At 72.7% G+C, this 26441-nt stretch carries 22 protein-coding genes and 1 pseudogene; 12 read left to right on the forward strand and 11 right to left on the reverse strand.

Annotated features, from left to right (window positions below; genetic code table 11):
- On the forward strand, positions 1 to 1593 hold the full coding sequence (locus ABZ716_RS09810) for an NADH-quinone oxidoreductase subunit M (RefSeq protein WP_358812038.1): 1593 nt from the start codon (positions 1 to 3) through the stop codon (positions 1591 to 1593).
- Positions 1590 to 3245, forward strand: a complete 1656-nt coding sequence (gene nuoN, locus ABZ716_RS09815) for an NADH-quinone oxidoreductase subunit NuoN (protein WP_358812039.1) — start codon at positions 1590 to 1592, stop codon at positions 3243 to 3245. Before ABZ716_RS09810 ends, nuoN begins: the two co-directional genes overlap by 4 nt.
- A 74-nt stretch (positions 3246 to 3319) precedes the next feature.
- Here nuoN and ABZ716_RS09820 read toward each other — a convergent pair whose 3' ends face one another.
- The 3 genes from ABZ716_RS09820 to fahA form a co-directional block, all read right to left on the reverse strand.
- Positions 3320 to 3925 carry a hypothetical protein gene (locus tag ABZ716_RS09820; RefSeq protein ID WP_358957938.1) on the reverse strand — a complete coding sequence of 202 codons (606 nt, stop codon included), beginning with the start codon at positions 3923 to 3925 and terminating at the stop codon, positions 3320 to 3322.
- Between the two features lie 111 nt (positions 3926 to 4036).
- Positions 4037 to 4684, reverse strand: coding sequence for a hypothetical protein (locus tag ABZ716_RS09825; RefSeq protein ID WP_358957940.1), 648 nt, complete (start codon positions 4682 to 4684; stop codon positions 4037 to 4039).
- Positions 4685 to 4759: 75 nt separating this feature from the next.
- Entirely contained in the window at positions 4760 to 5986 is a 1227-nt protein-coding gene (gene fahA / locus ABZ716_RS09830) for a fumarylacetoacetase (RefSeq protein ID WP_358957942.1), read from the reverse strand.
- A gap of 160 nt (positions 5987 to 6146) precedes the next feature.
- On the opposite strand from fahA, the gene ABZ716_RS09835 reads away from it, so the two are divergent.
- Positions 6147 to 6953, forward strand: a complete 807-nt coding sequence (locus ABZ716_RS09835; protein WP_358812042.1) for an HAD family hydrolase — start codon at positions 6147 to 6149, stop codon at positions 6951 to 6953.
- Positions 6954 to 6966: 13 nt separating this feature from the next.
- Here ABZ716_RS09835 and ABZ716_RS09840 read toward each other — a convergent pair whose 3' ends face one another.
- Positions 6967 to 8961 (reverse strand): CocE/NonD family hydrolase, encoded by a 1995-nt coding sequence (locus ABZ716_RS09840; RefSeq protein WP_358957945.1) that lies wholly within the window; start codon positions 8959 to 8961, stop codon positions 6967 to 6969.
- Between the two features lie 229 nt (positions 8962 to 9190).
- On the opposite strand from ABZ716_RS09840, the gene ABZ716_RS09845 reads away from it, so the two are divergent.
- From ABZ716_RS09845 to ABZ716_RS09860, 4 genes are all read left to right on the forward strand, one after another.
- The gene (locus ABZ716_RS09845; RefSeq protein WP_358812044.1) at positions 9191 to 10201 is read left to right on the forward strand and encodes a polyprenyl synthetase family protein; all 1011 of its coding nucleotides are present in this window, start codon (positions 9191 to 9193) and stop codon (positions 10199 to 10201) included.
- 227 nt (positions 10202 to 10428) lie between these two features.
- Complete coding sequence (locus tag ABZ716_RS09850) at positions 10429 to 11637, forward strand: DUF2092 domain-containing protein (protein WP_358957948.1); 1209 nt, start codon at positions 10429 to 10431, stop codon at positions 11635 to 11637.
- Between the two features lie 101 nt (positions 11638 to 11738).
- Positions 11739 to 11942: a ribbon-helix-helix domain-containing protein gene (locus ABZ716_RS09855; RefSeq protein WP_351878531.1), complete on the forward strand. Its 204-nt coding sequence runs from the start codon at positions 11739 to 11741 to the stop codon at positions 11940 to 11942.
- Positions 11939 to 12328: a hypothetical protein gene (locus tag ABZ716_RS09860; RefSeq protein WP_351878528.1), complete on the forward strand. Its 390-nt coding sequence runs from the start codon at positions 11939 to 11941 to the stop codon at positions 12326 to 12328. Before ABZ716_RS09855 ends, ABZ716_RS09860 begins: the two co-directional genes overlap by 4 nt.
- On the opposite strand, the gene ABZ716_RS09865 is transcribed toward ABZ716_RS09860, so the two are convergent.
- The 7 genes from ABZ716_RS09865 to ABZ716_RS09895 all read right to left on the reverse strand — a co-directional run bounded on the left by ABZ716_RS09865 (position 12318) and on the right by ABZ716_RS09895 (position 22185).
- A complete protein-coding gene (locus ABZ716_RS09865; RefSeq protein ID WP_358957950.1) occupies positions 12318 to 13673 on the reverse strand; it encodes a M28 family metallopeptidase in 1356 nt (451 codons plus the stop codon). The two genes, ABZ716_RS09860 and ABZ716_RS09865, sit on opposite strands and share 11 nt — an antisense overlap.
- 248 nt (positions 13674 to 13921) lie before the next feature.
- Positions 13922 to 14902: an EamA family transporter RarD gene (rarD, locus tag ABZ716_RS09870; protein ID WP_358957953.1), complete on the reverse strand. Its 981-nt coding sequence runs from the start codon at positions 14900 to 14902 to the stop codon at positions 13922 to 13924.
- Positions 14903 to 15086: 184 nt separating this feature from the next.
- Positions 15087 to 16145, reverse strand: coding sequence for a 2-oxoacid:ferredoxin oxidoreductase subunit beta (locus ABZ716_RS09875; protein WP_358958125.1), 1059 nt, complete (start codon positions 16143 to 16145; stop codon positions 15087 to 15089).
- Between the two features lies 1 nt (position 16146).
- Positions 16147 to 18096: a 2-oxoacid:acceptor oxidoreductase subunit alpha gene (locus tag ABZ716_RS09880; RefSeq protein WP_358812049.1), complete on the reverse strand. Its 1950-nt coding sequence runs from the start codon at positions 18094 to 18096 to the stop codon at positions 16147 to 16149.
- 210 nt (positions 18097 to 18306) lie between these two features.
- The gene (locus ABZ716_RS09885) at positions 18307 to 18966 is read right to left on the reverse strand and encodes a response regulator transcription factor (RefSeq protein WP_358958127.1); all 660 of its coding nucleotides are present in this window, start codon (positions 18964 to 18966) and stop codon (positions 18307 to 18309) included.
- A 102-nt stretch (positions 18967 to 19068) separates the two neighbouring features.
- Positions 19069 to 20364, reverse strand: coding sequence for a sensor domain-containing protein (locus ABZ716_RS09890; RefSeq protein WP_358958129.1), 1296 nt, complete (start codon positions 20362 to 20364; stop codon positions 19069 to 19071).
- Between the two features lie 645 nt (positions 20365 to 21009).
- Entirely contained in the window at positions 21010 to 22185 is a 1176-nt protein-coding gene (locus tag ABZ716_RS09895) for a sensor domain-containing protein (protein ID WP_358812050.1), read from the reverse strand.
- Positions 22186 to 22377: 192 nt separating this feature from the next.
- Here ABZ716_RS09895 and ABZ716_RS09900 point away from each other — a divergent pair, with 192 nt between their 5' ends.
- The 5 genes and pseudogenes from ABZ716_RS09900 to ABZ716_RS09920 form a co-directional block, all read left to right on the forward strand.
- The gene (locus ABZ716_RS09900; RefSeq protein ID WP_358812102.1) at positions 22378 to 22803 is read left to right on the forward strand and encodes an NADH-quinone oxidoreductase subunit A; all 426 of its coding nucleotides are present in this window, start codon (positions 22378 to 22380) and stop codon (positions 22801 to 22803) included.
- Positions 22794 to 23408, forward strand: coding sequence for an NADH-quinone oxidoreductase subunit B family protein (locus ABZ716_RS09905; RefSeq protein ID WP_351878507.1), 615 nt, complete (start codon positions 22794 to 22796; stop codon positions 23406 to 23408). Before ABZ716_RS09900 ends, ABZ716_RS09905 begins: the two co-directional genes overlap by 10 nt.
- On the forward strand, positions 23405 to 24682 hold the full coding sequence (locus ABZ716_RS09910) for an NADH-quinone oxidoreductase subunit C (protein WP_358957956.1): 1278 nt from the start codon (positions 23405 to 23407) through the stop codon (positions 24680 to 24682). Before ABZ716_RS09905 ends, ABZ716_RS09910 begins: the two co-directional genes overlap by 4 nt.
- The gene (locus ABZ716_RS09915; RefSeq protein WP_358957959.1) at positions 24679 to 25647 is read left to right on the forward strand and encodes a complex I subunit 1 family protein; all 969 of its coding nucleotides are present in this window, start codon (positions 24679 to 24681) and stop codon (positions 25645 to 25647) included. Before ABZ716_RS09910 ends, ABZ716_RS09915 begins: the two co-directional genes overlap by 4 nt.
- Positions 25647 to 26177 (forward strand): annotated as a pseudogene (locus tag ABZ716_RS09920) (NADH-quinone oxidoreductase subunit I); the annotation flags it as partial. The gene ABZ716_RS09915 and the pseudogene ABZ716_RS09920, both read left to right, overlap by 1 nt.
- Between the last annotated feature and the right edge of the window lie 264 nt (positions 26178 to 26441).

Raw genomic sequence — 26441 nt, forward strand, 5'->3', positions numbered from 1 at the left:
ATGACCTTCCCGCTTCTGACGGTGACGGCCGCGCTCCCCGCGGCCGGCGCGGTCCTCACCGCCGCCGTCCCGGCCAAGCAGCGGACCGCCGCCAAGTGGCTCGCGCTGCTGTTCTCCCTGGCGACCCTGGCCCTGGCCGTACTCGTCGCCGTCCGCTTCGACCCCCGCGGCGAGCGCTTCCAGCTCACCGAATCGCACGCCTGGATCCCCGACTTCGGCGTCCGCTACGAACTGGGCGTGGACGGCATCGGGGTGGTGCTCATCGCGCTCACCGCGCTGCTGATCCCCTTCGTCATCGGGGCCGGCTGGCACGACGCCGACCCCCTGGAGACCTCGTCCTCGCGCTGGCGTCCCACCCAGGGCTTCTTCGCCCTGATCCTGATGGTCGAGGCCATGGTGGTGATCTCCTTCGAGGCCACCGACGTCTTCGTCTTCTACATCTTCTTCGAAGCCATGCTCATCCCGATGTACTTCCTCATCGGCGGCTTCGGGGACCGCGCCCACGCCGGCAGCGACGAGAACGCCGCCGCCCAGCGCTCGTACGCGGCCGTCAAGTTCCTCCTGTACAACCTGGTCGGCGGCCTGATCATGCTGGCCGCCGTCATCGGGCTGTACGTGGTCGCCGGGACCTTCTCCCTCCAGGAGATCACCACCGCCCGCGCCGCCGGCACCCTGTCCATGGCGACCGGCACCGAGCGCCTGCTCTTCCTCGGCTTCTTCTTCGCCTTCGCGGTGAAGGCCCCGCTGTGGCCGCTGCACACCTGGCTGCCGAACGCGATGGGCGAGGCCACGGCACCGGTGGCCGTCCTGATCACCGCGGTCGTCGACAAGGTCGGCACCTTCGCGATGCTCCGCTTCTGCCTCGGGCTCTTCCCCGAGGCCAGCAAGTGGGCCACCCCCGTGATCCTCGTCCTGGCCCTGATCAGCATCGTCTACGGCGCGCTGCTCGCGGTCGGCCAGCGGGACATCAAGCGGCTGGTGGCGTACGCGTCGATCTCCCACTTCGGCTTCATCATCCTGGGCATCTTCGCGATGACCTCCCAGGGCCAGTCGGGCGCGACGCTGTACATGGTCAACCACGGGCTCTCCACGGCGGCGCTGATGCTGGTCGCCGGCTTCCTGATCTCCCGGCGCGGCTCCCGGCTCATCGCCGACTACGGCGGCGTGCAGAAGGTGGCCCCGGTCCTCGCCGGCACCTTCCTCATCGGCGGCCTCGCCACCCTGTCCCTGCCGGGACTGGCGCCCTTCGTCAGCGAGTTCCTGGTCCTCGTCGGCACCTTCGCCCGGTACCCGGTCGTCGGCGTCATCGCCACCGTCGGCATCGTGCTGGCCGCCCTGTACACCCTGGTCCTCTACCAGCGGACCATGACCGGCCCCGTCAAGGAGGAGGTCCGCACCCTGCCGGACCTGCGCCCGCGGGAGCTGCTGGTGGTCGTCCCGCTGATCGCGCTGCTGATCGGGCTGGGCGTCTACCCCAAGGTGCTGACGGACATCGTCAACCCGTCGGTGCAGCACACGCTGTCGGACGTGAAGAAGACGGACCCCAAGCCTGAGGTCGCCGTCGAAGCGAAGAACGGGGAGGCGGTCAAGTGAGCGCCGCGACTGCTGCCCAGAGCCTGCTGACGCTGGCGGCCAACGGACCGGCCGAGAGGATCCCGGCCCCGCACATCGAGTACGCGCAGCTCGCGCCGACGCTGATCGTGGTGGGCGCGGCCGTCCTGGGCGTCCTCGTCGAGGCGTTCGTCCCGCGCAGGTCCCGTTACTACGTCCAGGTGTTCCTCGCCGTCGCCGCGCTGGCCTCGGCCTTCGCGGCGGTCGTCGCCCTCGCGGCCGGCGGCTACGCCGGCACCAAGGCGCACATCGCGGCCATGGGCGCCCTCGCCGTCGACGGCCCGGCGCTGTTCCTCCAGGGCACCATCCTGCTGTCCTCCCTCGTGGCCGTCTTCACCTTCGCCGAGCGCCGCCTCGACCCCAGGGCGCACGGCGAGCGGGTGGACTCCTTCGCCGCCCAGGCCGCGTCCGTACCGGGCAGCGACAGCGAGAAGGCCGCCGTCAAGGCCGGGTTCACCACCACCGAGGTGTTCCCGCTGGCCCTGTTCGCCGTCTCGGGGATGCTGATCTTCCCGGCGGCCGACGACCTGCTGACCCTGTTCATCGCGCTGGAGGTCTTCTCCCTCCCGCTCTACCTGCTCTGCGCCCTCGCCCGCCGCCAGCGGCTGATGTCGCAGGAGGCGGCCGTCAAGTACTTCCTGCTCGGCGCCTTCTCCTCGGCGTTCCTGCTCTTCGGCATCGCCCTGCTCTACGGCTACGCGGGCTCCGTCTCGTACGCCGTGATCGCGGACGTGGTGGACGGCACGGTCGCCACCGTCGACCCGGCGCTCGCCTCCACCATGGGCAACGACGCGCTGCTGCTGATCGGCGGTGCGCTGATCCTGATGGGCCTGCTGTTCAAGGTCGGCGCGGTCCCCTTCCACATGTGGACCCCGGACGTCTACCAGGGCGCCCCCACCCCCGTGACCGGCTTCATGGCCGCCGCCACCAAGGTGGCCGCCTTCGGCGCCCTGCTGCGCCTGCTCTACGTGGTCCTGCCCGGGCTGCGCTGGGACTGGCGGCCGGTGATGTGGGGCGTCGCGATCGTCACCATGCTGGCGGGCGCGGTGATCGCCGTGACCCAGACCGACGTGAAGCGGCTGCTGGCGTACTCCTCGATCGCGCACGCCGGGTTCATCCTGGCCGGTGTGATCGCCACGTCGGCGGAGGGCGTGCAGTCCGTCCTCTTCTACCTGGGCGCCTACTCCTTCGTCACCATCGGCGCCTTCGCGGTGGTGACGCTGGTGCGCGACGCGGGCGGCGAGGCCACGCACCTGTCGAAGTGGGCCGGGCTCGGGCGGCGTTCGCCGCTCACCGCGGCCGTGTTCGCGGTGTTCCTGCTGGCCTTCGCCGGCATCCCGCTGACCTCGGGCTTCTCCGGGAAGTTCGCCGTGTTCAAGGCGGCCGCGGAGGGCGGGGCCGGGGCGCTGGTCGTGGTCGGTGTGATCTCGTCGGCGATTGCCGCGTTCTTCTACATCCGGGTGATCGTGCTGATGTTCTTCAGCGAGCCGAAGGCCGACGGGCCGACGGTGGCGGTGCCCTCGCCGCTGACCATGACCACGATCGCGGTCGGTGTCGCCGTCACCCTGGTGCTGGGGCTCGCGCCGCAGTACTTCCTGGACCTGGCGGGACAGGCGAGCACCTTCGTGCGCTGAGCCGGCCCGGCGCGGACGGCCGTGGGCCCGGCTTCCCCTCGGGGGAGCCGGGCCCTGTCGCGTCGGGGGGCGCCCTATCCGTGGTCGGCGTGCATCGGGTTGGGCGCGGTCTTGCCGGGGCACTTCAGGGCGGTGTTCCAGTTGTGGAAACGGCCCGCCGGGTTGTCCTTGTACGCCCACATGTGCAGGTCGTAGTGCTTGGGCATGCCGGCCCAGTGGCCGGGCATCGGCCCGTCGAAGGGCAGGCCGAACATGGTCGGCCGGTCGTCGGTGGTCTTCAGGTCCTGGTCCCGGTCGGCCGACATCCACTCCACAGTCTGGAGCCGGCGGCGGCCGTTGCGGTCCTTCTCCGTGCTGTAGAGGAGAGCGGTCGGCCTGGCGGGGTCCTTCGAACCCCAGTTGGCCTCCTTGACGTAGTGGTAGCCCATGGCGCCGGCCCCGAAGGGGTTGGTCATGCACTCCTGGCCGTGCGGGACGTATCCGTCCTTGATCGCCTCCCGCTCGTCCACGTACTTGGCGGTCACCGCCATGGCCGTGGCCATGTCGCGCATCGCCTGCGCGTTGTGCGGGTCGGGGGCCGGGCCGTCCACGGCGTGCGCCGAGGGGAGGGTCGCCAGGGCGACGGACGCGCCGACGAGGGCACAGGCGGACAGGGCCTTGAGGGCGCGGGCTACGGGCATGGAAGCTCCTGCTGTTCGGCGGTCCCCGGGGGGCTGTCGTTCCACCATCCCGGCGGGGTGCGGGCCGTGCACGCGGCGGGCCGCCGAACGGGCGCCGCCGAACGGGGAGGGCTACGGGGAGGTGGCCGCCGGTGCGGGGGCGGGCGCGGCCACAGCGGCAGGCGCGGTTGCGGCGGCGGGGGCCGCGGGGGCGACGGGGCGGGGGCGGGTGGTGCCGGGACGGCAGGCGACCTTGGGGTTGAACGGCTCGAAGCGGCCGGACGGGTTGTCCTTCCACAGCCACAGGTGCAGCGAGTAGTGCACCTTCTGTCCCTTGTAGCGGGCGGGCAGCGGCCCCTTGAAGGGCTGGCCGAAGAGGCTGGGCCGGTCGTCGTCGGTGTCGGTGCGGCCGTCCTTGTCGACGACCATCCATTCGAGGCCCGCCAGGCTCCAGTGGCCCTTGCCGTCACCCTCGTAGAGCAGGGCGGTGGGCTTCGCCGGGTCCAGGGAGCCGTCGTAGGCGTGGTTGAAGTGCGGGTAACCGAGCGCGCCGGGACCGCCGTTCGGGTCCACGACGCAGTACTGGTCGGGCACGTACCCGGCGGCGACGCCGGCGCTGTGCCGGTGGTACCTGGCGGTCGCCCGGTAGGCCAGGGCCAGTTGGGCGGAGGGCGTCGTCCGGGACGAGGGGGCGGCGGCCGCCGGAGCGGACGGCGCGGCCGCCAGCGTCACGGCGGCCGCGAGGGCGAGGGGGGCGAGTCTGCCCGCGGGAGAGACCATGCAGGCAGCGTCACCGCCCCGCCCGCCGCCCGCCACCCGGCCGACCCGGACGGGGTGCGGCCGTCCAGGTGCCGGCTAGCGGGTGCCCGTGATGCGGCCGGTGACCTCGCCGAGGCCGACCCGCGTGCCGTCCGGGCCCGGGGCCCAGGCGGTGAGGGTGACGGTGTCCCCGTCCTCCAGGAAGGTCCGCTTGCCGTCCGCGAGCTCGATCGCGTCGCGGCCGTTCCAGGTGAGCTCCAGCAGCGAGCCGCGCTGGTCCACCTCGGGGCCGCTGACGGTGCCGGAGCCGAAGACGTCGCCGGTGCGCAGGGAGGCACCGTTGACGGTCATGTGCGCCAGCTGCTGGGCGGCGGTCCAGTACATGGTGGCGAACGGCGGCCGGGCCACCTCCTGGCCGTTGATGGAGACGGTGATGCGCAGGTCGAAGCCGCCGGGGCGGTCGGTGGCGGAGTCGTCCAGGTAGGGCAGGAGCGGGAAGTCCCGGGCGGGCGGGGCCACCCGGGCCGCGTCCAGGGCCTCCAGGGGGGTCACCCAGGCGGAGACGGAGGTGGCGAAGGACTTGCCGAGGAAGGGGCCGAGCGGCACGTACTCCCACGCCTGGATGTCGCGCGCCGACCAGTCGTTGAGGAGGAAGAGCCCGAAGACGTGCTCCTCGAAGTCCCCGAGGGCCACGGGACGGCCCAGCTCCGAGGGGGTGCCGACGACGAAGCCCACCTCGGCCTCGATGTCCAGCTTGACGGACGGGCCGAAGACCGGCGCCGGGTCGGCCGGGGCCTTGCGCTGCCCGGAGGGGCGGACCACGTCCGTGCCGGAGACCACGATCGTGCCGGAGCGGCCGTGGTAACCGATCGGCAGGTGCTTCCAGTTGGGGGTGAGCGCGTCACCGTCCGGGCGGAAGATGCGGCCCACGTTGGTGGCGTGGTGCTCGCTGGCGTAGAAGTCGACGTAGTCGGCGACCTCGTACGGAAGGTGCAGCTCGACGCCGTCCAGCGGCAGCAGGTGCGGCTCGACCGTCCCGCGGTGGCCCGGGTCGGTGACCCAGGCGGTCAGCGCGCGGCGCACGTCGCGCCAGGCGGTGCGGCCGGCGGCCAGCAGCGGGTTGAGCGAACCCTGGGCGAGCAGCCCGGCGTACGGGGACCCGAGGGCGAGGGCCACGGCCCCCGCGTCGAGCACGTGCCCGCCGATCCGCACACCGACCCGGCGGCGCTGCGGCTCGTCCGGGGTGGAGAAGACGCCGTACGGGAGGTTGTGCGGCCCGAACGGGTCGCCCTCGGGGACATCGAGGGGGCTCTGCTGCGGCATGGGGTACTGCCTCGCTTTCGACACGGCCGGGGGTGTCCCGGGGGTGGCCTGAGGGACCGGGGAGCTCGTTGACACGTTACGTGGCAGGTGGGGTCTGTGGGAGGCCGGATTCGGGCGCTATTTGTAGGACTTGTCCAAAGGGGTCCGTATCCTTGGCGCCGTGACTTCCGCCCTCCCCTATGCCTTGATCGCCACCGACCTGGACGGGACTCTGCTGCGCGCCGGTGACACCGTCTCCGCCCGCTCCTGCACGGCCCTCGCGACGGCGCGCGCGGCCGGCGCCCGCCACATCGTCGTCACCGGCCGCCCGGTCCCGCAGATCCTGCACGTCCTCGACGACCTGGGGTACACAGGGCTCGCGGTGTGCGGGCAGGGCGCGCAGGTGTACGACGCGGCGCGCGGACTGCTGCTGCACTCCGTCTCCATGGACCGGGGGCTGGCCGAGGTGGCCCTCGGCAAGATCGAGGCGGAGATCGGCGAGGTGTACACGGCCGTCAACCAGGAGGGCCTGGCCGCGGAGATGCTGATAGGGCCCGGCTACCGCATGTGGCACCCGCACCTGCCGACGGTCCGCGTACCGAAGCGGGGGGACCTGTGGTCCGCCCCGATCACGAAGGTGCTGCTCCAGCATCCGCGGCTGGACGACGACGAGCTGACGCGGGTGGCGCGGGCGGTGGTGGGCGACCTGGTGAACGTCACGATGGCCGGCGAGCACACGGTGGAACTCCAGCCGCCGGGCATCGACAAGGCGAGCGGCCTGGCGCGGGCGGCCGAAGCGCTGGGGGTGGCCGCGTCGGCGACGATCGCCTTCGGCGACATGCCGAACGACGTCCCGATGTTCGCCTGGGCGGGCTACGGCGTGGCCATGGCCAACGCCCACCGGGAACTCGTCGCGGTGGCGGACGAGGTGACCCTGTCGAACGAGGCGGACGGCATCGCGGTGGTCCTGGAGCGGCTCTACGGGTGACCGGGGCCCCGTTTCACCCCGCCGCGCGCGGGAGGCGGCGCTGCCAGGTGCGGTGGTAGACGATCTCGTCCGCCTCGCGGCACACCACCTCGTCCGACGTGAGGAAGCCGCCCTCGTCGCAGGTGATCTCCGAGTGGGTCTCGACGCTGACGTCCCAGCCCCGTTCCGGCCGGTGGACCCGGATCCGCCAGTCGGAACGGGTGCGGGCGGAGAGGGGGTCCGACTGCTGGATCCCGTACGTCTCGGCCGCCTCCCGCGTGTACTCCAGCCCGTCCGGGTACACCCGCGTGCCCCCGTAGCGGGGGTTCACCTCCAGGCGCCAGGTGCCCCGCGCGACGTCCCGTACGACGAGCCGCTCCGGGGGCGGCTCGTCCAGGGTGGCGGGGGAGGAGACCAGCAGCGGCCGCGCCTGCTCCGGGGCCTCGAAGACGATCCCGTCGGCGGCATCGGAAGTGGCGCGGACCGGGAGTTCGAGGGTGCTGCCCGCCGGGTCGAGGATCCAGCCCGCCTCCGACCCGGCCCGCGGCCAGATCCACGGCCAGTACGCCGACGAGAGGGACAGGCGGATGCGGTGGCCGGGCGGGAAGCGGTGGCCGGTGCCGCTCAGCTCGAAGGTGACGTCCTCCCAGGCGCCGGCGGGCCACGGCACCGCCCGCGACCGCCCCCGGCGCGCGGAGAGGTTCAGCGCGCCCCGGGTCACCAGGGTGGAGGACCCGTCGGGGGCCACGTCGCACAGCCGGGCCACGGCCTGCCCGTACGGGACGTCCATCCGCAGCCGCAGGGTGACCGAGGGCCGGCCCAGGACCTCCACCGGCTCGGCCGCCACCGGGAACTCGAAGCAGGCCGACTTCGCGTCCTCCTCCCGCTGGTCCGGCGGCAGGTCGGCGTCACCGCCGCAGGGCAGGAGGCGGCCGGCGTCCAGCCCGGTGTGCTGCGGTGAGGCCACGGTCACCGGGGCGCCCTGGAGCCCGTACGAGACGGGGACGACCGAGGGGGAGGGCCAGGTCCACTCGGCGGTCCAGCGGCCCGGGACCTCCTCGCAGGTGGTGGCCGGCGGGTGCGCGTCGCTGATCCAGACGCGCAGGAGCGGTTCGTCCATGACCCCCGTGTCGTCGCCTTTCAGCCAGTGGTCCCACCAGCGCAGGGTCTCCTGGAGGAAGCCGATCGCCGGGCCGGGCGAAAGGGCGCGGTCCGGGTACTGGTGCGACCAGGGGCCGATCAGGCCCCGGACCCGGCCGGCGGGCAGGGCCGAGACCAGGCGCAGCACGCTGTCCCGGTAGGGGTCGTGCCAGCCGCCCACCGCGAGGACCGCCGCGCGGAGCGCCCCGTGGTCCACGCTGCCCCGGCTCCAGTGGTCGTCGCGGGTCTGGTGCGCGAGCCAGGTGTGCGCCGGCGGTGCCAGGCCCTCCAGCCGGTCCAGCCACTGGGCCCGCCAGCCGTCCCCGGCGTACAGCGGGTCCGGGGGCAGGGCGGCGAGGGCGAGCAGGGCGGCCGACCGGGCGTGCGTGCCCTCGGCCTGGACCGAGCCGCCCAGGGAGTGGACGCCGTGGTCGAAGCGGTCGTCGGGGGCGCAGACGGTGACCACCGCCTTGAGGGCCTCCGGGGCGAGGGCGGCGATCCGGAGGCTGTCGTAGCCGCCCCAGGAGAGGCCGGACATGCCGACCGCGCCGGTGCACCACGGCTGCGCCGCCAGCCATGCGACGACCGCGACCCCGTCGGCGGGCTCCCGCACGCCGTACGCGTCAGCGGGGCGCCCTCCGCTGCACCCGTGGCCGCGCACGTCCACCCGAACGGAGGCGTAACCGTGCCCGGCGTACCAGGGGTGGCGCTGCGCGTCGCGGGGGGCGGTCCAGTCGGTCAGCCGGCCGGGGAGGTACTCCAGCAGGGCGGGGACGGGCTCGTCCGTCACCGGGCGCCAGACGCGGGCGTGGAGCTCCACCCCGTCGGACATCGGGATCCGGACATCCTCGCGGGTGGTGGCGTACGGGAACTCGGTGCGGATGATCATGGGGTCCAGGTGGTCCGTCTCCGTCGATCAGCATTTTCGTACCGTCACCGAACATACCGGGGCACATCGGGCAGGGCGCGCGGATCCGCCGGAGGCCCGCCGGACGACCGCCGGGCAGGTGCTCTGCGTGATCGAAAACAGACCCGATACGCTGGCTTGAGTGATGGCAGCGACACATTGACAATCCATGTGATCGTCATCGGATCGTCAGCAGACAGGAGTACCCCTCGTGACCGTCGTCGGGCCGTTCGGACTGAGCGTGCGGGACCAGGCTCTTGAGGCCGATGTCCAGGCCGGACTGGCCGCTGTCGAAGCGGGTCTGCTGGAGGCCACCAAGAGCGAAGTCCCCTTCATCACCGAGGCCGCCCAGCACCTGGTGCGCGCCGGGGGCAAGCGGTTCCGGCCACTGCTGGTGATGCTCGCGGCGCAGTTCGGTGACCCGTACGCGCCCGGGATCGTGCCCTCCGCGGTGGTCGTGGAGCTCACGCACCTGGCCACGCTCTACCACGACGACGTCATGGACGAGGCGGACGTCCGCCGCGGGGTGGAGAGCGCGAACACCCGCTGGGGCAACTCGGTGGCGGTCCTGACGGGTGACTTCCTGTTCGCCCGTGCGTCGCACATCCTCGCGGACCTCGGTCCGGAAGCCGTACGCGTCCAGGCCGAGGCGTTCGAGCGGCTGGTGACGGGCCAGATCCTGGAGACGGCCGGTCCGCGCGACGGCCGTGACCCGGTCGCCCACTACCTGGACGTCATCGCCGGCAAGACCGGCTCCCTCATCGCCGTCTCGGGCCGCTTCGGCGCGATGATGTCGGGGGCCGACGAGTCGGTCGTGGACATCCTGACCCAGTACGGCGAGCGCCTGGGCACCGCCTTCCAGCTGGCCGACGACGTCCTCGACATCGCCTCCGACTCGCACGAGTCGGGCAAGACCCCGGGCACCGACCTGCGCGAGGGCATCCCGACGCTGCCCGTGCTGCGGCTGCGGGAGACGGCCGAGCGCGAGGGGCGCGAGGAGGACCTGGAGCTCGTCCGCCTGCTGGACGGCGACCTCACGGACGACGCCCGGCACGCCGAGGTGCTCTCCCGGCTGCGGGTGCACCCTGCGCTGGAGCAGGCCCGCCGCGACACCATCGAGTACGCGCAGGCCGCCCGCGCCATGCTCGCCCCGCTGCCGGACTGCTTCGCCAAGGCCGCCCTGGAGGAGCTGTGCGACGCGGTGGTCCACCGCGCCGGCTGAGCCGCCGCCCCTGACACCGCCCGACGGGCCCCTCGCCCTCCGCGACCCCTACGGGTCGGGAGGGGAGGGGCCCGTCCCGTGTCATCCCACGGTCGTACGCGGAGTTGATCCCGGGGACTGACGCCTGCCGCCCGCCGTTTTGGTCAGATGGATCCATCGAAACCCCACCGGATCGGGTGAGTGCGGCGACAACGGTCGCCGCCCAGACAAGAGGGCAGGGCTCTGAGATGGCAGCGAACACGAAGACCGCGCGCAAGGCCGCGCGCTACGCCGTACCGGTCGCGGTGGCCGCGGTGGCCGCGGCGACCGCCGCGATGGTCCCGGCCTTCGCCACCGCGGGCAGTCCGGACCTGCCCAAGGTGACGGCGCAGCAGCTGATCGAGAAGATCGCGGCCTCCGATGTGCAGCAGCTGTCCGGCAGCGCCAAGATCACCACGGATCTGGGCCTGCCCACCCTGGCCACCGGACTGCTGGGCGGCCGCGGGGTGACGGGCGGCTCCGCGAACCCCGAGGACAAGATCGCGCAGCTGGCGAACGGCACGCACACCGTGCGCGTCGCGGCGGACGGCCCGGACCGCCAGAAGCTCACCTTCCTCGACGGCAAGGACGAGTACACCCTCGTCCACAACGGTGCCGACGTCTGGGGCTACGACAGCAAGTCCAAGGAGGCGTTCCACGACAAGGCCGGCAGCCCCGGCCAGGACGGCGGGCCCGCCGGCAAGCTCGCGGCGTCCCCGCAGCAGATCGCGCAGGACATCCTCAAGGAGGCCGGTCCGACCACCGACGTCAGCGTGGGCGACACCGCCCAGATCGCCGGCCGCGACGCCTACCAGCTGGTGCTGAAGCCCAAGCAGAGCGGCTCCACCGTCGGTTCCGTCCAGATCGCGGTCGACGCCGGGAACGGCGTACCGCTGCGGGTCCAGCTGCTGTCCAGCCAGGGCGGCAAGCCGATCGCCGAAGCCGGCTTCACCCAGGTGGACTTCGGCAAGCCGGCCGCCGGCACCTTCGCCTTCACCCCGCCCAAGGGCGCCAAGGTCACCGAGGGCTCGCACCCCGGCCTGGAGGGCAAGGGCGCCAAGGGCGGCGCGGACGACGAGCGGTTCAAGGCGCTGCGGTCCCTGCCCGGCTTCGGCGGTCTGACCGGGGGGCAGCACGGCAAGGGCGACGTCAAGGTGCTCGGCGAGGGCTGGGCGACGGTCGCGCGGATCGACTCCGGCGCGGGCCGGAGCCTCAAGGACGTCGAGAACGACAAGAACGCCCCGAAGGAGGCCAAGCAGTTCCTGAACTCCCTCGGGGACAAGGTCCACGGGAAGTTCGGCGAGGGCCGCATCCTGTCGACCCGTCTGGTCAACGCGCTCATCACGGACGACGGCAAGGTCTACGTCGGCGCGGTCACCAAGGACCAGCTGGTGAAGACGGCCGACTCGGCGCGGTAGCCGCGGGGAGCACACGACAGGGTGGCCCGGGACATGTGTCCCGGGCCACCCTTGTCCCGTTCCCCTGCTGCGTACAGCGCGCCCGCTGTACCGTGAAGGGCATGTCGAGACACGTCACCATCCGCCTGGACGAAGAGTTCCACGACCGCCTCAAGGCGCGCGCGGCGGCGTTGGGGACGACGGTCACCGCGCTGATCACCGAGGTCACCGAACGCGAACTCGACGAGGACCGGAGCAACTTCCTCTCCGGCATAGAGGAGTTCGCGGACCACTGGGGCTACTTCCAGGAGCGGTTCGGCCATTGAAGATCACCATGGAGTGGGCCTGGACCGCGCTGGCCCACCATCTGCCGTCGGATCCCGCCGTGTGGGACCCCTCCGGGGTGGCCGCCGCCGTCGCCCGGCACCAGAACGACCTGGTGCTGGTGCCCGAGCAGCCCGCCCCCGACACCGCCTGGCGGGCCGCCGCCTTCCTGCACACCCTCGCCGTGTGCCCGGCGCTGGAATCCCCGATGAACGAGTTCTACGCGGCCGCCGCCACCCGCTCGTACCTGCGGGTGGCCGGGGCCAAGCAGCTGCCCTCGCCCGAGGAGCTCGGCGACCTGGTGGAGGACGCGAAGCTGGGCCGGGCGGATGTCTCCGCCGTCGCGCAGCAGCTCCGCGTCCTCATCCAGGAACCCGTCAGAAGGTGATCTTCCAGCTGTTGATGTAGCCGGTGTCCTGCGCCGCCACGTCCTTGACCTGGAGCTTCCAGACCCCGTTGGCCACCTCGCTGGACGCGTTCACCGTGTAGCTCGCCACCACGTTGTCGGCGGAGTCCGAGCTGGAGGAGTTCTTCAGCCGGTACGCCGTGCCGTCGGGGGCGATCAGGTCGATGACCAGGTCACCGCGGTAGGTGTGGACGATGTTCACGTCCACCTTGGTGGTGGCCGGGGCGTTGCCCGCCACACCCGAGACGGTGACCGGCGAGGTCGCCGCGGCGCCGGGGGAGTCGGGGATGTTCACGTCCGCGGTGTTCTCGAAGGAAGCGCCGGGCGGGACCGGGGTCCCCGCGCCGAGGTTCCAGATCGCGTAGGCGATGGCGTCCGCGTTGTGGTCCAGGGCGATGTCGTCGATGTTCGCCGAGGTGTCGCAGGAGGAGTGGTAGCAGGCGTCGAAGGGCCGGCCGGCGGTGCCGCCCCACTTCTGCGCCTGGGCGGAGGTCTTGGTGTAGTCGGCGCCGGAGAACAGGCCGCCGACCGGGATGCCCGCGTTCTTGAACGGGGCGTGGTCGGAGCGGCCGTCACCCTCGGTCTCGATCTCCGTGGGTATGTTCAGGCCCGCGAAGTACGTCTTGAACGTCTGCTCCAGGGTCGGGTCGTCGTCGTAGACGAAGTAGCCCGGGTTCGGCGAGCCGATCATGTCGAAGTTCAGGTAGCCGGAGATCTTCGACTTCTCCGCCGCCGGCAGGCTGTTGACGTAGTACTTCGAGCCGACCATGCCGAGTTCCTCGGCGCCCCACCAGCCGAAGCGCAGGTGCTTCGTGGGCTGGAGCTGCGCACGCGAGACGGCCAGCGCCGCCTCCAGCACGCCGGCGGAGCCCGAACCGTTGTCGTTGACGCCGGGGCCCGCGGTCACCGAGTCCAGGTGCGCGCCGGTCATCAGGACCGAGTTCGGGTCGCCGCCCGGCCAGTCGGCTATCAGGTTGTAGCCGGTGGCGCCGCTGGAGGTGAAGGTCTGGACGGTGGTGGTGAAACCGGCGGCGTCCAGCTTGGCCTTCACGTAGTCGATCGACGCCTTGTAGCCGGCGCGGCCGTGGGCGCGGTTGCCGCCGTTGGCCGTGGCGATGGACTGCAGCTGCGACAGGTGCGCCTTGACGTTGGCCAGCGGGATGTCGGGCGGCGTCGGCGCGGCGAGGGCGGGGGCCGCGGCGGGCGCTGCGGGGGGCGCGGTGGTGGCGGTGGAGGCGGTGGCGGTGGTGGTGGCGGTGGTGGCGAACAGACCGGCGACCGCGATCGCGGTCACGGCGGTCAGGCGCCGGGAGACGGACAGGCTCATGTGGGGGCTCCGGGATTCCGTGGGGATGATCCGTTGGGGATGGGACGGAACGTGCGGGAATCGTGCAGCTGAGCGTTCGTTCGGCAGTACGAGCGCCAGTGGGAGCCGATGTTCAGCGAGAAGGTGACTGACCGTCAAGAGCGCGATCCGGTCAAAGGGGTTCGGAATGCGGACGATCCCCGGTGCGGAAGTCCGTACCGGGGATCGTGGGGTGTAAGGGGGCAGTGGGGCCGTGCCCGGGGGAGTCGTTACGCGGGCTCGCGGCTCGGCGCCGGCGCGGAAGCGGCAGCCGTGGTTCCGGCCAGCGCCCCGGCCTCGGCCGCCGCCGCGGCGAGCCGGGCCCGGGAGCGGTGTGAGGTCCGCAGCGCGTCCCAGGTCAGCACGGTCAGCGCCACCCAGACCAGCCCGAAGCCGGCCCAGCGCTCGGGCGGCATCGCCTCATGGAAGTAGACGACGCCCAGCCCGAACTGGAACACCGGGGCGAGGTACTGGAGCAGCCCCAGCGTGGACAGCGGGACCCGGATCGCGGCGGCCCCGAAGCAGATCAGCGGCACCGCCGTGACCAGCCCCGTCGAGGCCAGCAGCGCGGAGTGCCCGAGCCCCTGTGAGGTGAAGGTGGAGCGGCCCTCCACTCCCAGCCACAGCAGATAGCCGAGCGCGGGCAGGAAGAGCAGAGCCGTCTCGGCGGTCAGCGACTCCAGGCCGCCCATGGCCAGCTTCTTCTTGATCAGCCCGTAGACGGCGAAGGAGCAGGCCAGCGCCAGCGAGATCCACGGCGGCCGCCCGTACCCGACGGCCAGTACCACCACCGCCGCGACGCCCACGCCGACGGCCGCCCACTGGGCGCGCCGCAGCCGCTCCCCGAGGACGAGCACGCCCAGCGCGATGGTGACCAGCGGGTTGATGAAGTAGCCCAGGCTGGCCTCGACGACATGCCCGTTGTTGACCGACCAGATGTACAGACCCCAGTTCACGCTGATCACGGACGCGGCGATCGCGGTGAGCCCCAGCTTGCGGGGCTGGCGCACCAGCTCGCCGATCCAGCGCCAGCGGCGGAGCGCGAGGAGCCCGATCGCGACCACGACCAGCGACCAGACCATGCGGTGGGCCAGGATCTCGATCGCCCCGGACGGCATGAGCAGGGGCCAGAACAGGGGGACCAGCCCCCACATCCCGTACGCGCCGAATCCGTAGAGCAGACCCGTGCGCTGCTCGTTCTCCGCCTTCACGGGGCCTCCAGTGCGACTTCCGGCCAATCTGACAACCCCATGACGGTATCGCCGCACCGGCGCGCTGTCATGCCCGTTCGACGGAGATACTCATGACACCGCCGGACATGGCCCGTGAACACCTCGCGCCCGGACCCCGGGGAACGGGATCCGGGCGCGTATGCCGTCGCCGAGCCGCCCCGGCTCAGCCGACCACGGTCCAGGTGTCGTTTCCGGCGAGCAGCGTCGCCAGGTCCCCCTTGCCCCGCTGGTCGACCGCCGTCTCCAGCTGCTCGGCCATGAGCGTGTCGTAGACGGGGCGGTCGGTGTCGCGGAAGACGCCGATGGGGGTGTGGTGGAGGGTGTCGGGGTCGGCGAGGCGGGAGAGGGCGAAGGCGGTGGTGGGGCTGGTCGCGTGCGCGTCGTGGACCAGGATCCGTCCCTCGTTCTCCGGGGTGACGGCGACGACCTCCAGGTCGCCGGTGCTCTGGTTGCGGATCACGCCCTTGTGGCCCTCGGCGCCGAAGCGGATCGGCTTGCCGTGTTCGAGGCGGATCACCGCCTCCTGGGCCTGTTCGTTGTCCTTGAGGACCTCGAAGGCGCCGTCGTTGAAGATGTTGCAGTTCTGGTAGATCTCGATGAGGGCGGTGCCCTGGTGGTCGGCCGCCTGGCGCAGGACCTCGGTGAGGTGCTTGCGGTCGGAGTCGATGGTGCGGGCCACGAAGCCGGCCTCGGCGCCGAGGGCGAGGGAGACCGGGTTGAAGGGCGCGTCGAGGGAGCCCATCGGCGTGGACTTGGTGATCTTGCCCAGCTCGGAGGTGGGCGAGTACTGGCCCTTGGTCAGCCCGTAGATCCGGTTGTTGAACAGGAGGATCTTGAGGTTGACGTTGCGGCGCAGGGCGTGGATGAGGTGGTTGCCGCCGATGGACAGCGCGTCGCCGTCGCCGGTGACGACCCATACCGACAGGTCGCGGCGGGAGGTGGCCAGGCCGGTGGCGATGGCGGGGGCGCGGCCGTGGATGGAGTGCATCCCGTAGGTGTTCATGTAGTACGGGAAGCGGGAGGAGCAGCCGATGCCGGAGACGAAGACGATGTTCTCGCGGGCCAGGCCCAGCTCGGGCATGAAGCCCTGGACGGCGGCGAGGACGGCGTAGTCCCCGCAGCCAGGACACCAGCGGACCTCCTGGTCCGACTTGAAGTCCTTCATCGACTGCTTGGCGCCGGCCTTCGGCACCAGGGACAACAGGCTGGGGGCGTCGGTCACCTCAGTCATTGATGGCCTCCTTGAGAACCGTCGCGAGCTGCTCCGCCTTGAAGGGCATTCCGTTGACCTGGTTGTACGACTGGGCGTCGACCAAGTACTTCGCCCGGATCAGGGTGGCCAGCTGCCCGAGGTTCATCTCAGGCACCACTACCTTGTCGTAACGCTTCAGGACCTCACCGAGATTCCTCGGGAAGGGGTTGAGGTGGCGCAGGTGGGCCTGGGCGATGGGGAGGCCCTCGGCGCGCAGGCGGCGGACGGCGGCGGTGACCGGCCCGTACGTGGAGCCCCAGCCGAGCACGAGGGTGCGGGCGCCGTGGCCGGGGTCGTCGACGTCGAGGTCGGGGACGTCGATGCCGTCGATCTTGGCCTGGCGGGTGCGGACCATGTGTTCGTGGTTGGCCGGGTCGTAGGAGATGTTGCCCGTGCCGTCCTGCTTCTCGATGCCGCCGATGCGGTGTTCCAGGCCCGCGGTGCCGGGGACGGCCCAGGGGCGGGCCAGGGTCTGCGGGTCGCGCTTGTAGGGCCAGAAGACCTCCGTGCCGTCCGCGAGCTGGTGGTTCGGGGCGGTGGCGAACTGCACGCTCAGGTCGGGGAGGTCGGCCACGTCCGGGATCCGCCAGGGCTCGGAGCCGTTGGCGAGGTAGCCGTCGGAGAGCAGGAAGACCGGGGTGCGGTACGTCAGGGCGATCCGGGCGGCCTCCAGGGCCGCGTCGAAGCAGTCGGCGGCCGTTCTGGGGGCGATGACCGGGACGGGCGCCTCGCCGTTGCGGCCGTACATGGCCTGGAGGAGGTCGGCCTGCTCGGTCTTGGTCGGCAGGCCGGTCGAGGGGCCGCCGCGCTGGATGTCCACGATCAGCAGCGGCAGCTCCAGGGAGACGGCCAGGCCGATGGTCTCCGACTTCAGCGCCACGCCGGGCCCGGAGGTGGTGGTGACGGCGAGCGATCCGCCGAAGGCGGCCCCGAGGGCGGCGCCGATGCCGGCGATCTCGTCCTCGGCCTGGAAGGTGCGCACGCCGAAGTTCTTGTGCTTCGACAGCTCGTGCAGGATGTCCGAGGCCGGGGTGATGGGGTAGGAGCCCAGGTAGAGCGGCAGGCCGGCCTGCTGGGCTGCGGCGATCAGGCCGTAGGACAGGGCCAGGTTGCCGGAGATGTTGCGGTAGGTGCCGGTGGGGAAGGCGGCGGTCGCGGGGGCGACCTCGTAGGAGACGGCGAAGTCCTCCGTGGTCTCGCCGAAGTTCCAGCCCGCCCGGAACGCCGCCACGTTCGCCTCGGCGATCTCCGGCTTCTTCGCGAACTTCTGCCGCAGGAAGCTCTCCGTGCCCTCCGTGGGACGGTGGTACATCCACGAGAGCAGCCCGAGGGCGAACATGTTCTTGCTGCGCTCGGCCTCCTTGCGGCTGAGGCCGAAGTCCTTGAGCGCCTCCACCGTCAGCGTCGTCAGCGGCACCTGGTGGATGCTGTAGGCGTCGAGGGAGCCGTCCTCCAGCGGGGAGGTGTCGTAGCCGACCTTGGCCATGGGGCGCTTGGTGAACTCGTCGGTGTTGATGATGATCTCCGCGCCGCGCGGGACGTCCGCGAGGTTGGCCTTCAGGGCGGCCGGGTTCATCGCGACCAGCACGTTCGGCGCGTCGCCGGGGGTGAGGATGTCGTGGTCGGCGAAGTGGAGCTGGAACGAGGACACCCCGGGCAGGGTTCCGGCAGGGGCGCGGATCTCGGCGGGGAAGTTCGGCAGCGTCGAGAGGTCGTTGCCGAAGGACGCCGTCTCCGAGGTGAAACGGTCACCCGTCAGCTGCATACCGTCACCCGAGTCACCCGCGAAACGGATGATCACCCGGTCCACACGGCGGATCTCTTTGCCGGCGCCATCCGGGTGAGGCGCGCCGCGCTGCTCACCGATGGCCCCACCGGCCCCGTCGGCCTGCTCGGCCGGGCTACTGACCTGGCTGGTCACTGAACTGGACCTCCTTCGAGGCACGGGCGTTCACTCCCAAGGTCCACCCTACGTCCGCGACGTGATCCGTCCCTGGGGCGCCCGCATGATGGACCGCCCCTGGCGGGGCGATCTCTCCGACAGACGTCGTGCTCTATGTGAATATTCCAAATCACCCGGCCGTCGTGCGGCGGCGCCGCCGCGTGCCTTCACTGACAGACTGTCAGCCGATCAGGACCTGAGGTAGGTCAGAACCGCCAGAACGCGCCGGTGATCCCCGTCGCTCGGAGACAGGCCCAGCTTCATGAAGATATTGCTGACGTGCTTCTCCACGGCCCCGTCACTCACCACGAGCTGCTTGGCTACAGCGGAATTCGTCCGTCCCTCCGCCATGAGCCCGAGCACCTCCCGCTCGCGCGGGGTCAGCGCCGCCAGGACGTCCTGCTTGCGGCTGCGGCCCAGCAGCTGCGCGACGACCTCGGGATCCAGGGCCGTACCGCCCCCCGCGACCCGGACGACGGCGTCGAGGAACTCGCGCACGTCGGCGACACGGTCCTTGAGCAGGTAGCCCACCCCGGTGGTGGATCCGGCCAGCAGTTCGGTGGCGTACTGCTCCTCCACGTACTGCGACAGCACGAGCACCCCGATCCCCGGGTAGGCGCGGCGCAGCTGGACGGCGGCCCGTACGCCCTCGTCGGTGTGCGTCGGCGGCATCCGTACGTCGGCCACCACCACATCCGGCAGCGCCCCCTCGGCCGCCAGCTCCGCCACCGTCTTGACCAGGGCCTCCGCATCCCCGACGCCCGCCACGACCTCGTGCCCCCGGTCGGTCAGCAGCCGCGTCAGGCCCTCACGGAGCAGCACCGAATCCTCGGCGATGACGACCCGCACCTTGTTGTCCACGTTGTGTAGCTCCCGCCCGTTCGCATACCCGCTGGCATGCCAGCATCCCAGCCGAAGCACCGGTTCCGGTTCGGCTGGGACGGGCGGCGGTCACGCGGGCCGGGCGCGCCAGGGGAGCTCGGCCGTCACCCTCGTGCCACGGCCGTCCACCGAGTCCACGGCCAGGACGCCGTCCACCGCGTCGAGCCGCTCGGCCAGCCCCGCCGGCGCGCCGCTGCCGCAGCCGTCGTCGGCGACCCGGATCCTCAGCCGTCCGCCGGACCGCCATACGTCCACCCGGGCGCTGCGCGCACCGGTGTGGCGGCCGACGTCCTCCAGCAGCTCCGACACCGTGGCGTACGCGATCCCCTCGACGGCCGGCGCGGGCCGGTCCGGCAGGTCCACCTGCACCCGTACGGGGACGGCGCACCGCGCGGCCACCGACGACAGCGCGGCGTCCAGGCCCCGGTCGGTCAGCACCGCGGGATGGATCCCCCGCGCCAGATCCCGCAGCTCCTGGAGGGCGATCTTGACCTCCCCGTGCGCCTCGTCCACCAGGCGGGCGGCGGCCCGCGGGTCCTCGGCCAGCTTCTCCTTCGCCAGGCCCAGGTCCATGGCCAGCGCCGCCAGCCGCGCCTGCGCCCCGTCGTGCAGGTCCCGCTCGATGCGCCGCAGGTCGGCCGCCGCGGTGTCGACGGCGACCCCGCGGCCGGACTCCAGCGCGCTGACCCGCTCGTCCAGCCGGGAGGGGCCGAGCAGCCCGGTGACCATGACCCGGTCGACGGTCACCAGCCCGCGGACGACCCACGGCGTCAGCAGCGTGAACCCGAGCCCGAGCGCACTCGCGGCGCCGATGGCCAGGGGCGAGTCGAGGTAGAAGGTGTAGTCGCCGTTCTGGAACAACTGGAGCCCGGGCCGGTCGGTGAAGGCCGGGAACACCCAGAACCAGAGCGGGTACAGCAACATGCTCCACCCGTAGCTCCACAGCGTGAGGGCGAGGCAGAAGGAGAACACCGCCCAGGGAAAGTGGACCACGGAGTACAACACATGCCGCCAGGCACTCCCGCTCTTCAGCAGGGCCCCGACCACAGCCGCCACGCCGTGCTTCCCCGCCCGTACGGGAGCCGGCTCGCCGGCCGGCAGCGGGCGCTTCGCCGGGCGTACCGGTGCGGGGTCGCCTACCGGAACCCGCAGCAGGCCGCGTACCCGGGCCCGCTCCACGTGCCCGAACCCCCGGCACATCGCGAGCACCCCCGCCAGGACCGGAACCCCGACGAAGGTCAAGAGCAGCCCGGCCCCGGCGGACAGCCCGGCGATAGCGAGCCCGAAGTACAGCGTGCTCAGCGGCAGTCCCACCAGCAGGTACAGCAGCTCCCGCCACACCCGCCCCCGGACGGGCGCCAGCAACACGACCCCAACCCCACGCTTCCCCATGCCCCTGCCCCGCCTTCATCCCGTCCGAGCAACCCCTCCACCCTCCACCGACCCCCCACCCCCGAACCATCCGGCAGGCAGCCGCCGCCGAGGGGGGCTAACCCCACCGAACCCCCTGTGGCGTTCCCACCCGCCCCGGCCACATCAGCCCGGCCGGAGGCGCGGGGGTTCGGGGGCGGAGCCCCCGAGAAACGGAGAAAGGGCGGGGCGGGGAGCAGCTCCGCGCAGCGGCCCACCCGCACCCCACCCCACCCGCACCCCACCCCACCCGCACCCCACCCCACCCGCACCCGCCACCCACCGGCCCCACACCCGGGCACCTCACCCGCGCCCAAAGCCCGGGCCTGCGCCCAAAGCCCGGGCCTGCGCCCAAAGCCCGGGCCTGCGCCCAAAGCCCGGGCCTGCGCCCAAAGCCGGGCCTGCGCCCGAAACGGCTGGGCCTGCGCCCGAAACGGCTGGGCCTGCGCCCGAATGGCCGGGCCTGCGCCCGAATGGCCGGGCCTGCGCCCGAATGGCCGGGCCCCCGCCCCAAAGCCCGGGCCCCAGCCCAACGGACGGCCCCCACCCGGCCAGGGCGCCAAAGCGGCCGGCCCGCCCGGCACCGGGCCGGCCCACCCCCTACGCCCGCCCCCGCCACGGAAGGTCCGCCACCACCACCGTCCCCGCCCCCACGGGCGACTCCACCACGAACCCCCCGTCAACGGCCCGCACCCGCTCCGCAAGCCCCGCGAGGCCACTCCCCCCGCCCCCGGCGGGCCCGGCAACCCGCGCCCCACCCCTCCCGTCATCCGCGACGCGCACCCACAGGCGGGACCCCTCCCGCCACACCCCGACCTCCGCGCCCCGCGCCCCCGCGTGCTTGCTCACGTTCTGCAGCAGCTCCGACACCACGAAGTACGCGATCCCCTCGATCGCCTCCGCCGGCCGCTCCTCCAGCCGCACAGCCACCCGCACCGGCACCACGCACCGCGCCGCCACCGACGACAGCGCCGCGTCCAGCCCCCGGTCGGTCAGCACCGCCGGATGGATCCCCCGCGCCAGATCCCGCAGCTCCTGGAGCGCCAGCTTGACCTCCCCGTGCGCCTCGTCCACCATCGCCGCCGCGCCCTCGGGGTCCTCCGCCAGCTTCTCCTTCGCCAGGCCCAGCCCCATCGCCAGCGCCACCAGCCGCGCCTGCGCCCCGTCGTGCAGGTCCCGCTCGATCCGCCGCAGATCGGCCGCCGCCGTGTCCACGACCACCCCGCGCCCCGACTCCAGCTCGGCGATCCGCCGCTCCAGCCCGTCGGACGGCGACAGCAGACCCCGTACCATCGCCCGGTCGAGGTTCGCCAGCACACGCACGACGTACGGCAGCACCGGCCACAGCACGAACAGCCCCACCAGGGCGATACTGAAGGTCAGCACCCCCCAGGGCAGCCGGACCAGCTCGAACAGCACGGTCCGCCACGCCACCGGGTCCTTGATCCCCGACCACAGCCAGGGCAGGAACCCGCCGGAGCGCCCCGGCCCCGGCAACGGGCTCGGCTCGTCGACCCGCACACCCAGCAGGCCGCGCGCCCGTGCGCGTTCGAGGACCCCCAGCCACCGGGACAGCCGCAGACCGGCCAGCAGCACCGGCAGGCCGACCACCGTCACGGCCAGCCCACCGGCCGTCGCAAGCATGACAACCGTGTAAACAAACCCGATCAGCGCCGCCGGCAGATTGGTCAGCAGATGGGCGATCTCCTTCCACGTGGCCCCGTCGAACGCGGGCCGGACGGGAGGAGGAGCGGAAGCTTGATCGTTCGCGGTCATGCGGCCCAGCCTGCCCGTTCCGCCCCCGCGGGGCCATGGGGTGGCCAGGCGGGAGTGAACGGGGGGTAACCCCACCCCGTGCGGGCCAGGGCCTAGACTCCCGTCCGTACCAGATCATCGAGAACGTCGACAGTGGCCGAGGAGCGAGGAACGGACGTGCCCGAACCAACGGTATCGAGCGTGACCGCGACCGTGACCGGAACCGTGTCTGGGACCGGCGCGGGCACCGGCGCCGGCGGCGTGACCGCCGCGGACTACTTCCAGAGCTATTCGGTGGTCGGCCTGCTCGCGCTCATCGGCGTGCTGTTCGTCGCCGTGGCCTTCGGCGCCGGCCGCCTGCTGCGGCCCGTGGTCCCGACGCCCGAGAAGCTGCTGACGTACGAGTGCGGTGTGGACCCCGTCGGGGAGGGCTGGGCGCACACCCAGGTCCGCTACTACGTCTACGCCTTCCTCTACGTCATCTTCGCCGTCGACTCGATCTTCCTCTTCCCGTGGGCGACGGTGTTCGCCGCCCCTGGCTACGGCGCCACCACCCTCGTGGAGATGTTCGTCTTCCTGGGATTCCTGGCCGTCGGCCTGCTCTACGCGTACAAGAAGGGCGTCCTCGAATGGACGTGACACCGGGCGTGACACCGTCCGCCGTGACACCGGAGCCCGTTTCCCTCCCGGAGCCCAGGCGGCTGGGGGTCCTCTCCCGCCTGGCCCCCGAGCCGATGAAGGTGGTCCTGAACTGGGGCCGCCGCTACAGCCTGTGGGTCTTCAACTTCGGGCTGGCCTGCTGCGCGATCGAGTTCATCGCCGCGTCCATGGCGCGGCACGACTTCATCCGCCTGGGTGTCATCCCCTTCGCCCCCGGACCGCGCCAGGCCGATCTGATGATCGTCTCGGGCACGGTGACGGACAAGATGGCCCCGGCGGTCAAGCGGCTCTACGAGCAGATGCCGGAACCGAAGTACGTCATCTCCTTCGGCGCCTGCTCCAACTGCGGCGGCCCCTACTGGGACTCGTACTCGGTCACGAAGGGCGTCGACCAGATCATCCCCGTCGACGTCTACGTGCCGGGCTGCCCGCCCCGCCCCGAGGCCCTGCTCCAGGGCATCCTCAAGCTCCAGGAGAAGATCGCCCGGGAATCGCTGGCCGAGCGGTACGCGGCCCAGCCGTCCGTCGCGCAGCTCACCAGCGGCCTCGTGACGCCCCCGCCCGCCCCGGGAGCCGGCGCGTGAACCTCTACGACTCCCTCCCCGACGCGGCCGCGACCGTCTTCGGCGCCGAGGCCGTGGCCTCGGTCGCGTATGACGTCCTCACCGTGGACGTCCCGGCCGGCTCCTGGATCCCCTCGCTGGAGATCGCCCGCGACAAGCTGGGCTGCACCTACTTCGACTGGCTGAGCGCGGTCGACGAGCCGGGCACCGGGTTCCGCGTCTGCGCGCACGTCGTCGCCCTGGAGGGCGGCCGCGTACGCCGCCTGCTGCTGCGCACGACCGTCCCGCACAGCGCCCCGACCCTGGCCTCGGCCGTCGCCGTCTACGCGGGGGCGGCCTGGCACGAGCGCGAGACGTACGAGATGTTCGGCGTGGTCTTCACCGACCACCCGCACCTCACGCACCTCCTGCTCCCCGAGAACTTCGAGGGGCACCCGCTGCGCAAGGACTTCGTCCTGGCGGCCCGCGTGGCCAAGGCGTGGCCCGGCGCCAAGGAGCCGGGCGAGGCACACGACCCGGACGCTCCGAAGCGCCGCCAGATGCTCCCGCCCGGCGTACCGGACCCGAACGACTGGGGCCCCCTCAAGGGCCAGCTCCCCCCGGCCCCGGCCCGCCCGGCCCGCACCCCCCGCACCGCCGGCGCGGCCACCCGCGAGGGCGCCCCGCCCCGCCGCCCCCGCCCGACGGCCGCCCCGACCCCGGACGCCGCCACCCCGGCGGAGCCGGCCCCGGACGCCGCCACGCGCCCGGTACGCCGCACCCGCTCGGTGTCGGACGGCTCGGCGAGCCAGTCGGCCCCGACCCCGGACAACGCCACCCCGGCGGCCCCCGCGCCGGAGCCCCCGCGCCCGGTACGCCGTACCCGCTCGGCCTCCGAAGGCTCGGCGAGCCAGTCGGCCCCGGACGCCGCCACTCCGGCGGAGCCGGCCCCGGACGCCGCCACTCCGGCGGAGCCGGCCCCGGACGCCGCCCCGCGGCCGCCGCGCCGTACCCGCTCGGCGGCGGACGGCTCGGCGAGCCAGGCCACCCCGGCGGAGCCGGCCCCGGACGCTGCCCCGCGGCCGCCCCGCCGCACCCGCTCGGCGTCGGACGGCTCGGCCAGCCAGGCCGCCGCGCCGGAGCCGGAGGCCCCCAGGCGCCCGGCCCCGCGCAGCGCGGACGCGCCCTGGCACCACCCGAAGCCGGCCTTCGACGAGGCCGAGCCCGCGCCCAAGGCCGAGCCCGCGCCCGGCCAGGCCCCTGACCCCGACCCCGACCCCGAACCCGACCACGACACCACCGGAGGCGACGCGTGAACGACGTCCTCGACGTCGCCCTGCGACTGATCGTCGTCTTCGCCGTCTTCCTCGTGCTCCCGCTCGTCATCGGGCAGACCGAGCACAAGGTGATGGCCCACATGCAGGGCCGCCTCGGCCCCATGTACGCCGGCGGCTTCCACGGCTGGGCCCAGCTCGTCGCCGACGGCGTGAAGTTCGCGCAGAAGGAGGACATCGTCCCGGCCGACGCCGACCGGCGGATCTTCCAGCTCGCCCCCGCCGTCGCGCTGCTGCCCTACCTCCTCGTCCTCCTCGCCATCCCCATCGGCCCCGGTGAGGGCGCCGTCGGCCAGGTCATCGACGCCGGCCTCTTCTTCGTCCTCGCCGTCATGGGCATCGGCGTCCTCGGCAGCCTGATGGGCGGCTGGGCCTCGGCCAACAAGTTCTCCCTCCTCGGGGGCCTGCGCACCGCCGCCCAGCTGCTCGCGTACGAGCTGCCGATGCTGCTCGCCGCCGCCTCCGTGGCGATGGCCGCCGGGACCGTCTCCCTGCCCGGCATCGTGAACGCCTTCCAGTGGTGGTGGCTGCCCTGGCAGATCATCGGCGCCCTCGTCTTCTTCACCGCCGGCCTCGCCGAGCTCCAGCGGCCCCCGTTCGACATGCCCGTCGCCGACTCCGAGATCATCTTCGGCGCGTACACCGAGTACACCGGCCTCCGCTTCGCCCTGTTCCTCCTCGCCGAGTACGCCGGCATCGTCGTCCTCTGCGCCCTGACCACCGTCCTCTTCCTCGGCGGCTGGCACGGCCCCTTCGGCGGCGACGGCCTCGGCTGGGTGTGGACCCTCCTCAAGACCGCCGTCCTGGCCTTCGTCGTCATCTGGCTGCGCGTGAGCTACCCCCGCCTGCGGGAGGACCAGCTGCAAAAGCTCGCCTGGACCGGCCTCATCCCCCTCGCGCTCGCCCAGATCGCGCTCACCGGCATCGTGAAGGTGGCGATCCAGTAATGCCCCCGATTCCCGGCTCCGGCCTCGCCAAGGGCCTGGCCGTCACCCTGCGCACGATGACCAAGCGCGCGCACACCGCCCAGTACCCCGACGTACAGCCCGAGCTCCCGCCCCGCAGCCGCGGGGTCATCGGCCTGTTCGAGGAGAACTGCACGGTCTGCATGCTGTGCGCCCGCGAGTGCCCCGACTGGTGCATCTACATCGACTCCCACAAGGAGACGGTGCCCGCCGCCACCCCCGGCGGCCGCGAGCGCAGCCGCAACGTCCTCGACCGCTTCGCCATCGACTTCTCCCTCTGCATGTACTGCGGTATCTGCATCGAGGTGTGCCCCTTCGACGCCCTCTTCTGGTCGCCGGAGTTCGAGTACGCGGAGACCGACATCCACGAGCTCACCCACGAGCGCGACAAGCTGCGCGAGTGGATGTGGACCGTCCCGGCCCCGCCCGCCCTGGACCCGGGCGCCGAGGAGCCGAAGGAGGTCGCCGCCGCCCGCAAGGCCGCCGAAAAGGCCGAAGCAGCCGCCGCGGCCACCCCCACCCCGCCCACCCCCGGCACCGCCGGCTCCGGCACCCCGGGGCCGGGCGGTTCCGGCACCCCCACCCCCGGCGCCCCGGCCCCGGGCACGCCCACCCCCGGTGCCCCGGCCCCGGGCACGCCCGCCGCGGGCGGCTCCGGTTCCGGCACCCCCACCCCCGGCGCCCCGGCCCCGGGCACGCCCGCCCCGGGCGGCTCCGGTTCCGGCACCCCGGGGCCGGGCACGCCCGCCCCCGGCGGTGCCACCCCCGGCACGCCC

It is taken from the genome of Streptomyces sp. NPDC006687 (assembly GCF_040636215.1).
In the GTDB taxonomy this organism is placed as follows: Bacteria; Actinomycetota; Actinomycetes; order Streptomycetales; family Streptomycetaceae; genus Streptomyces.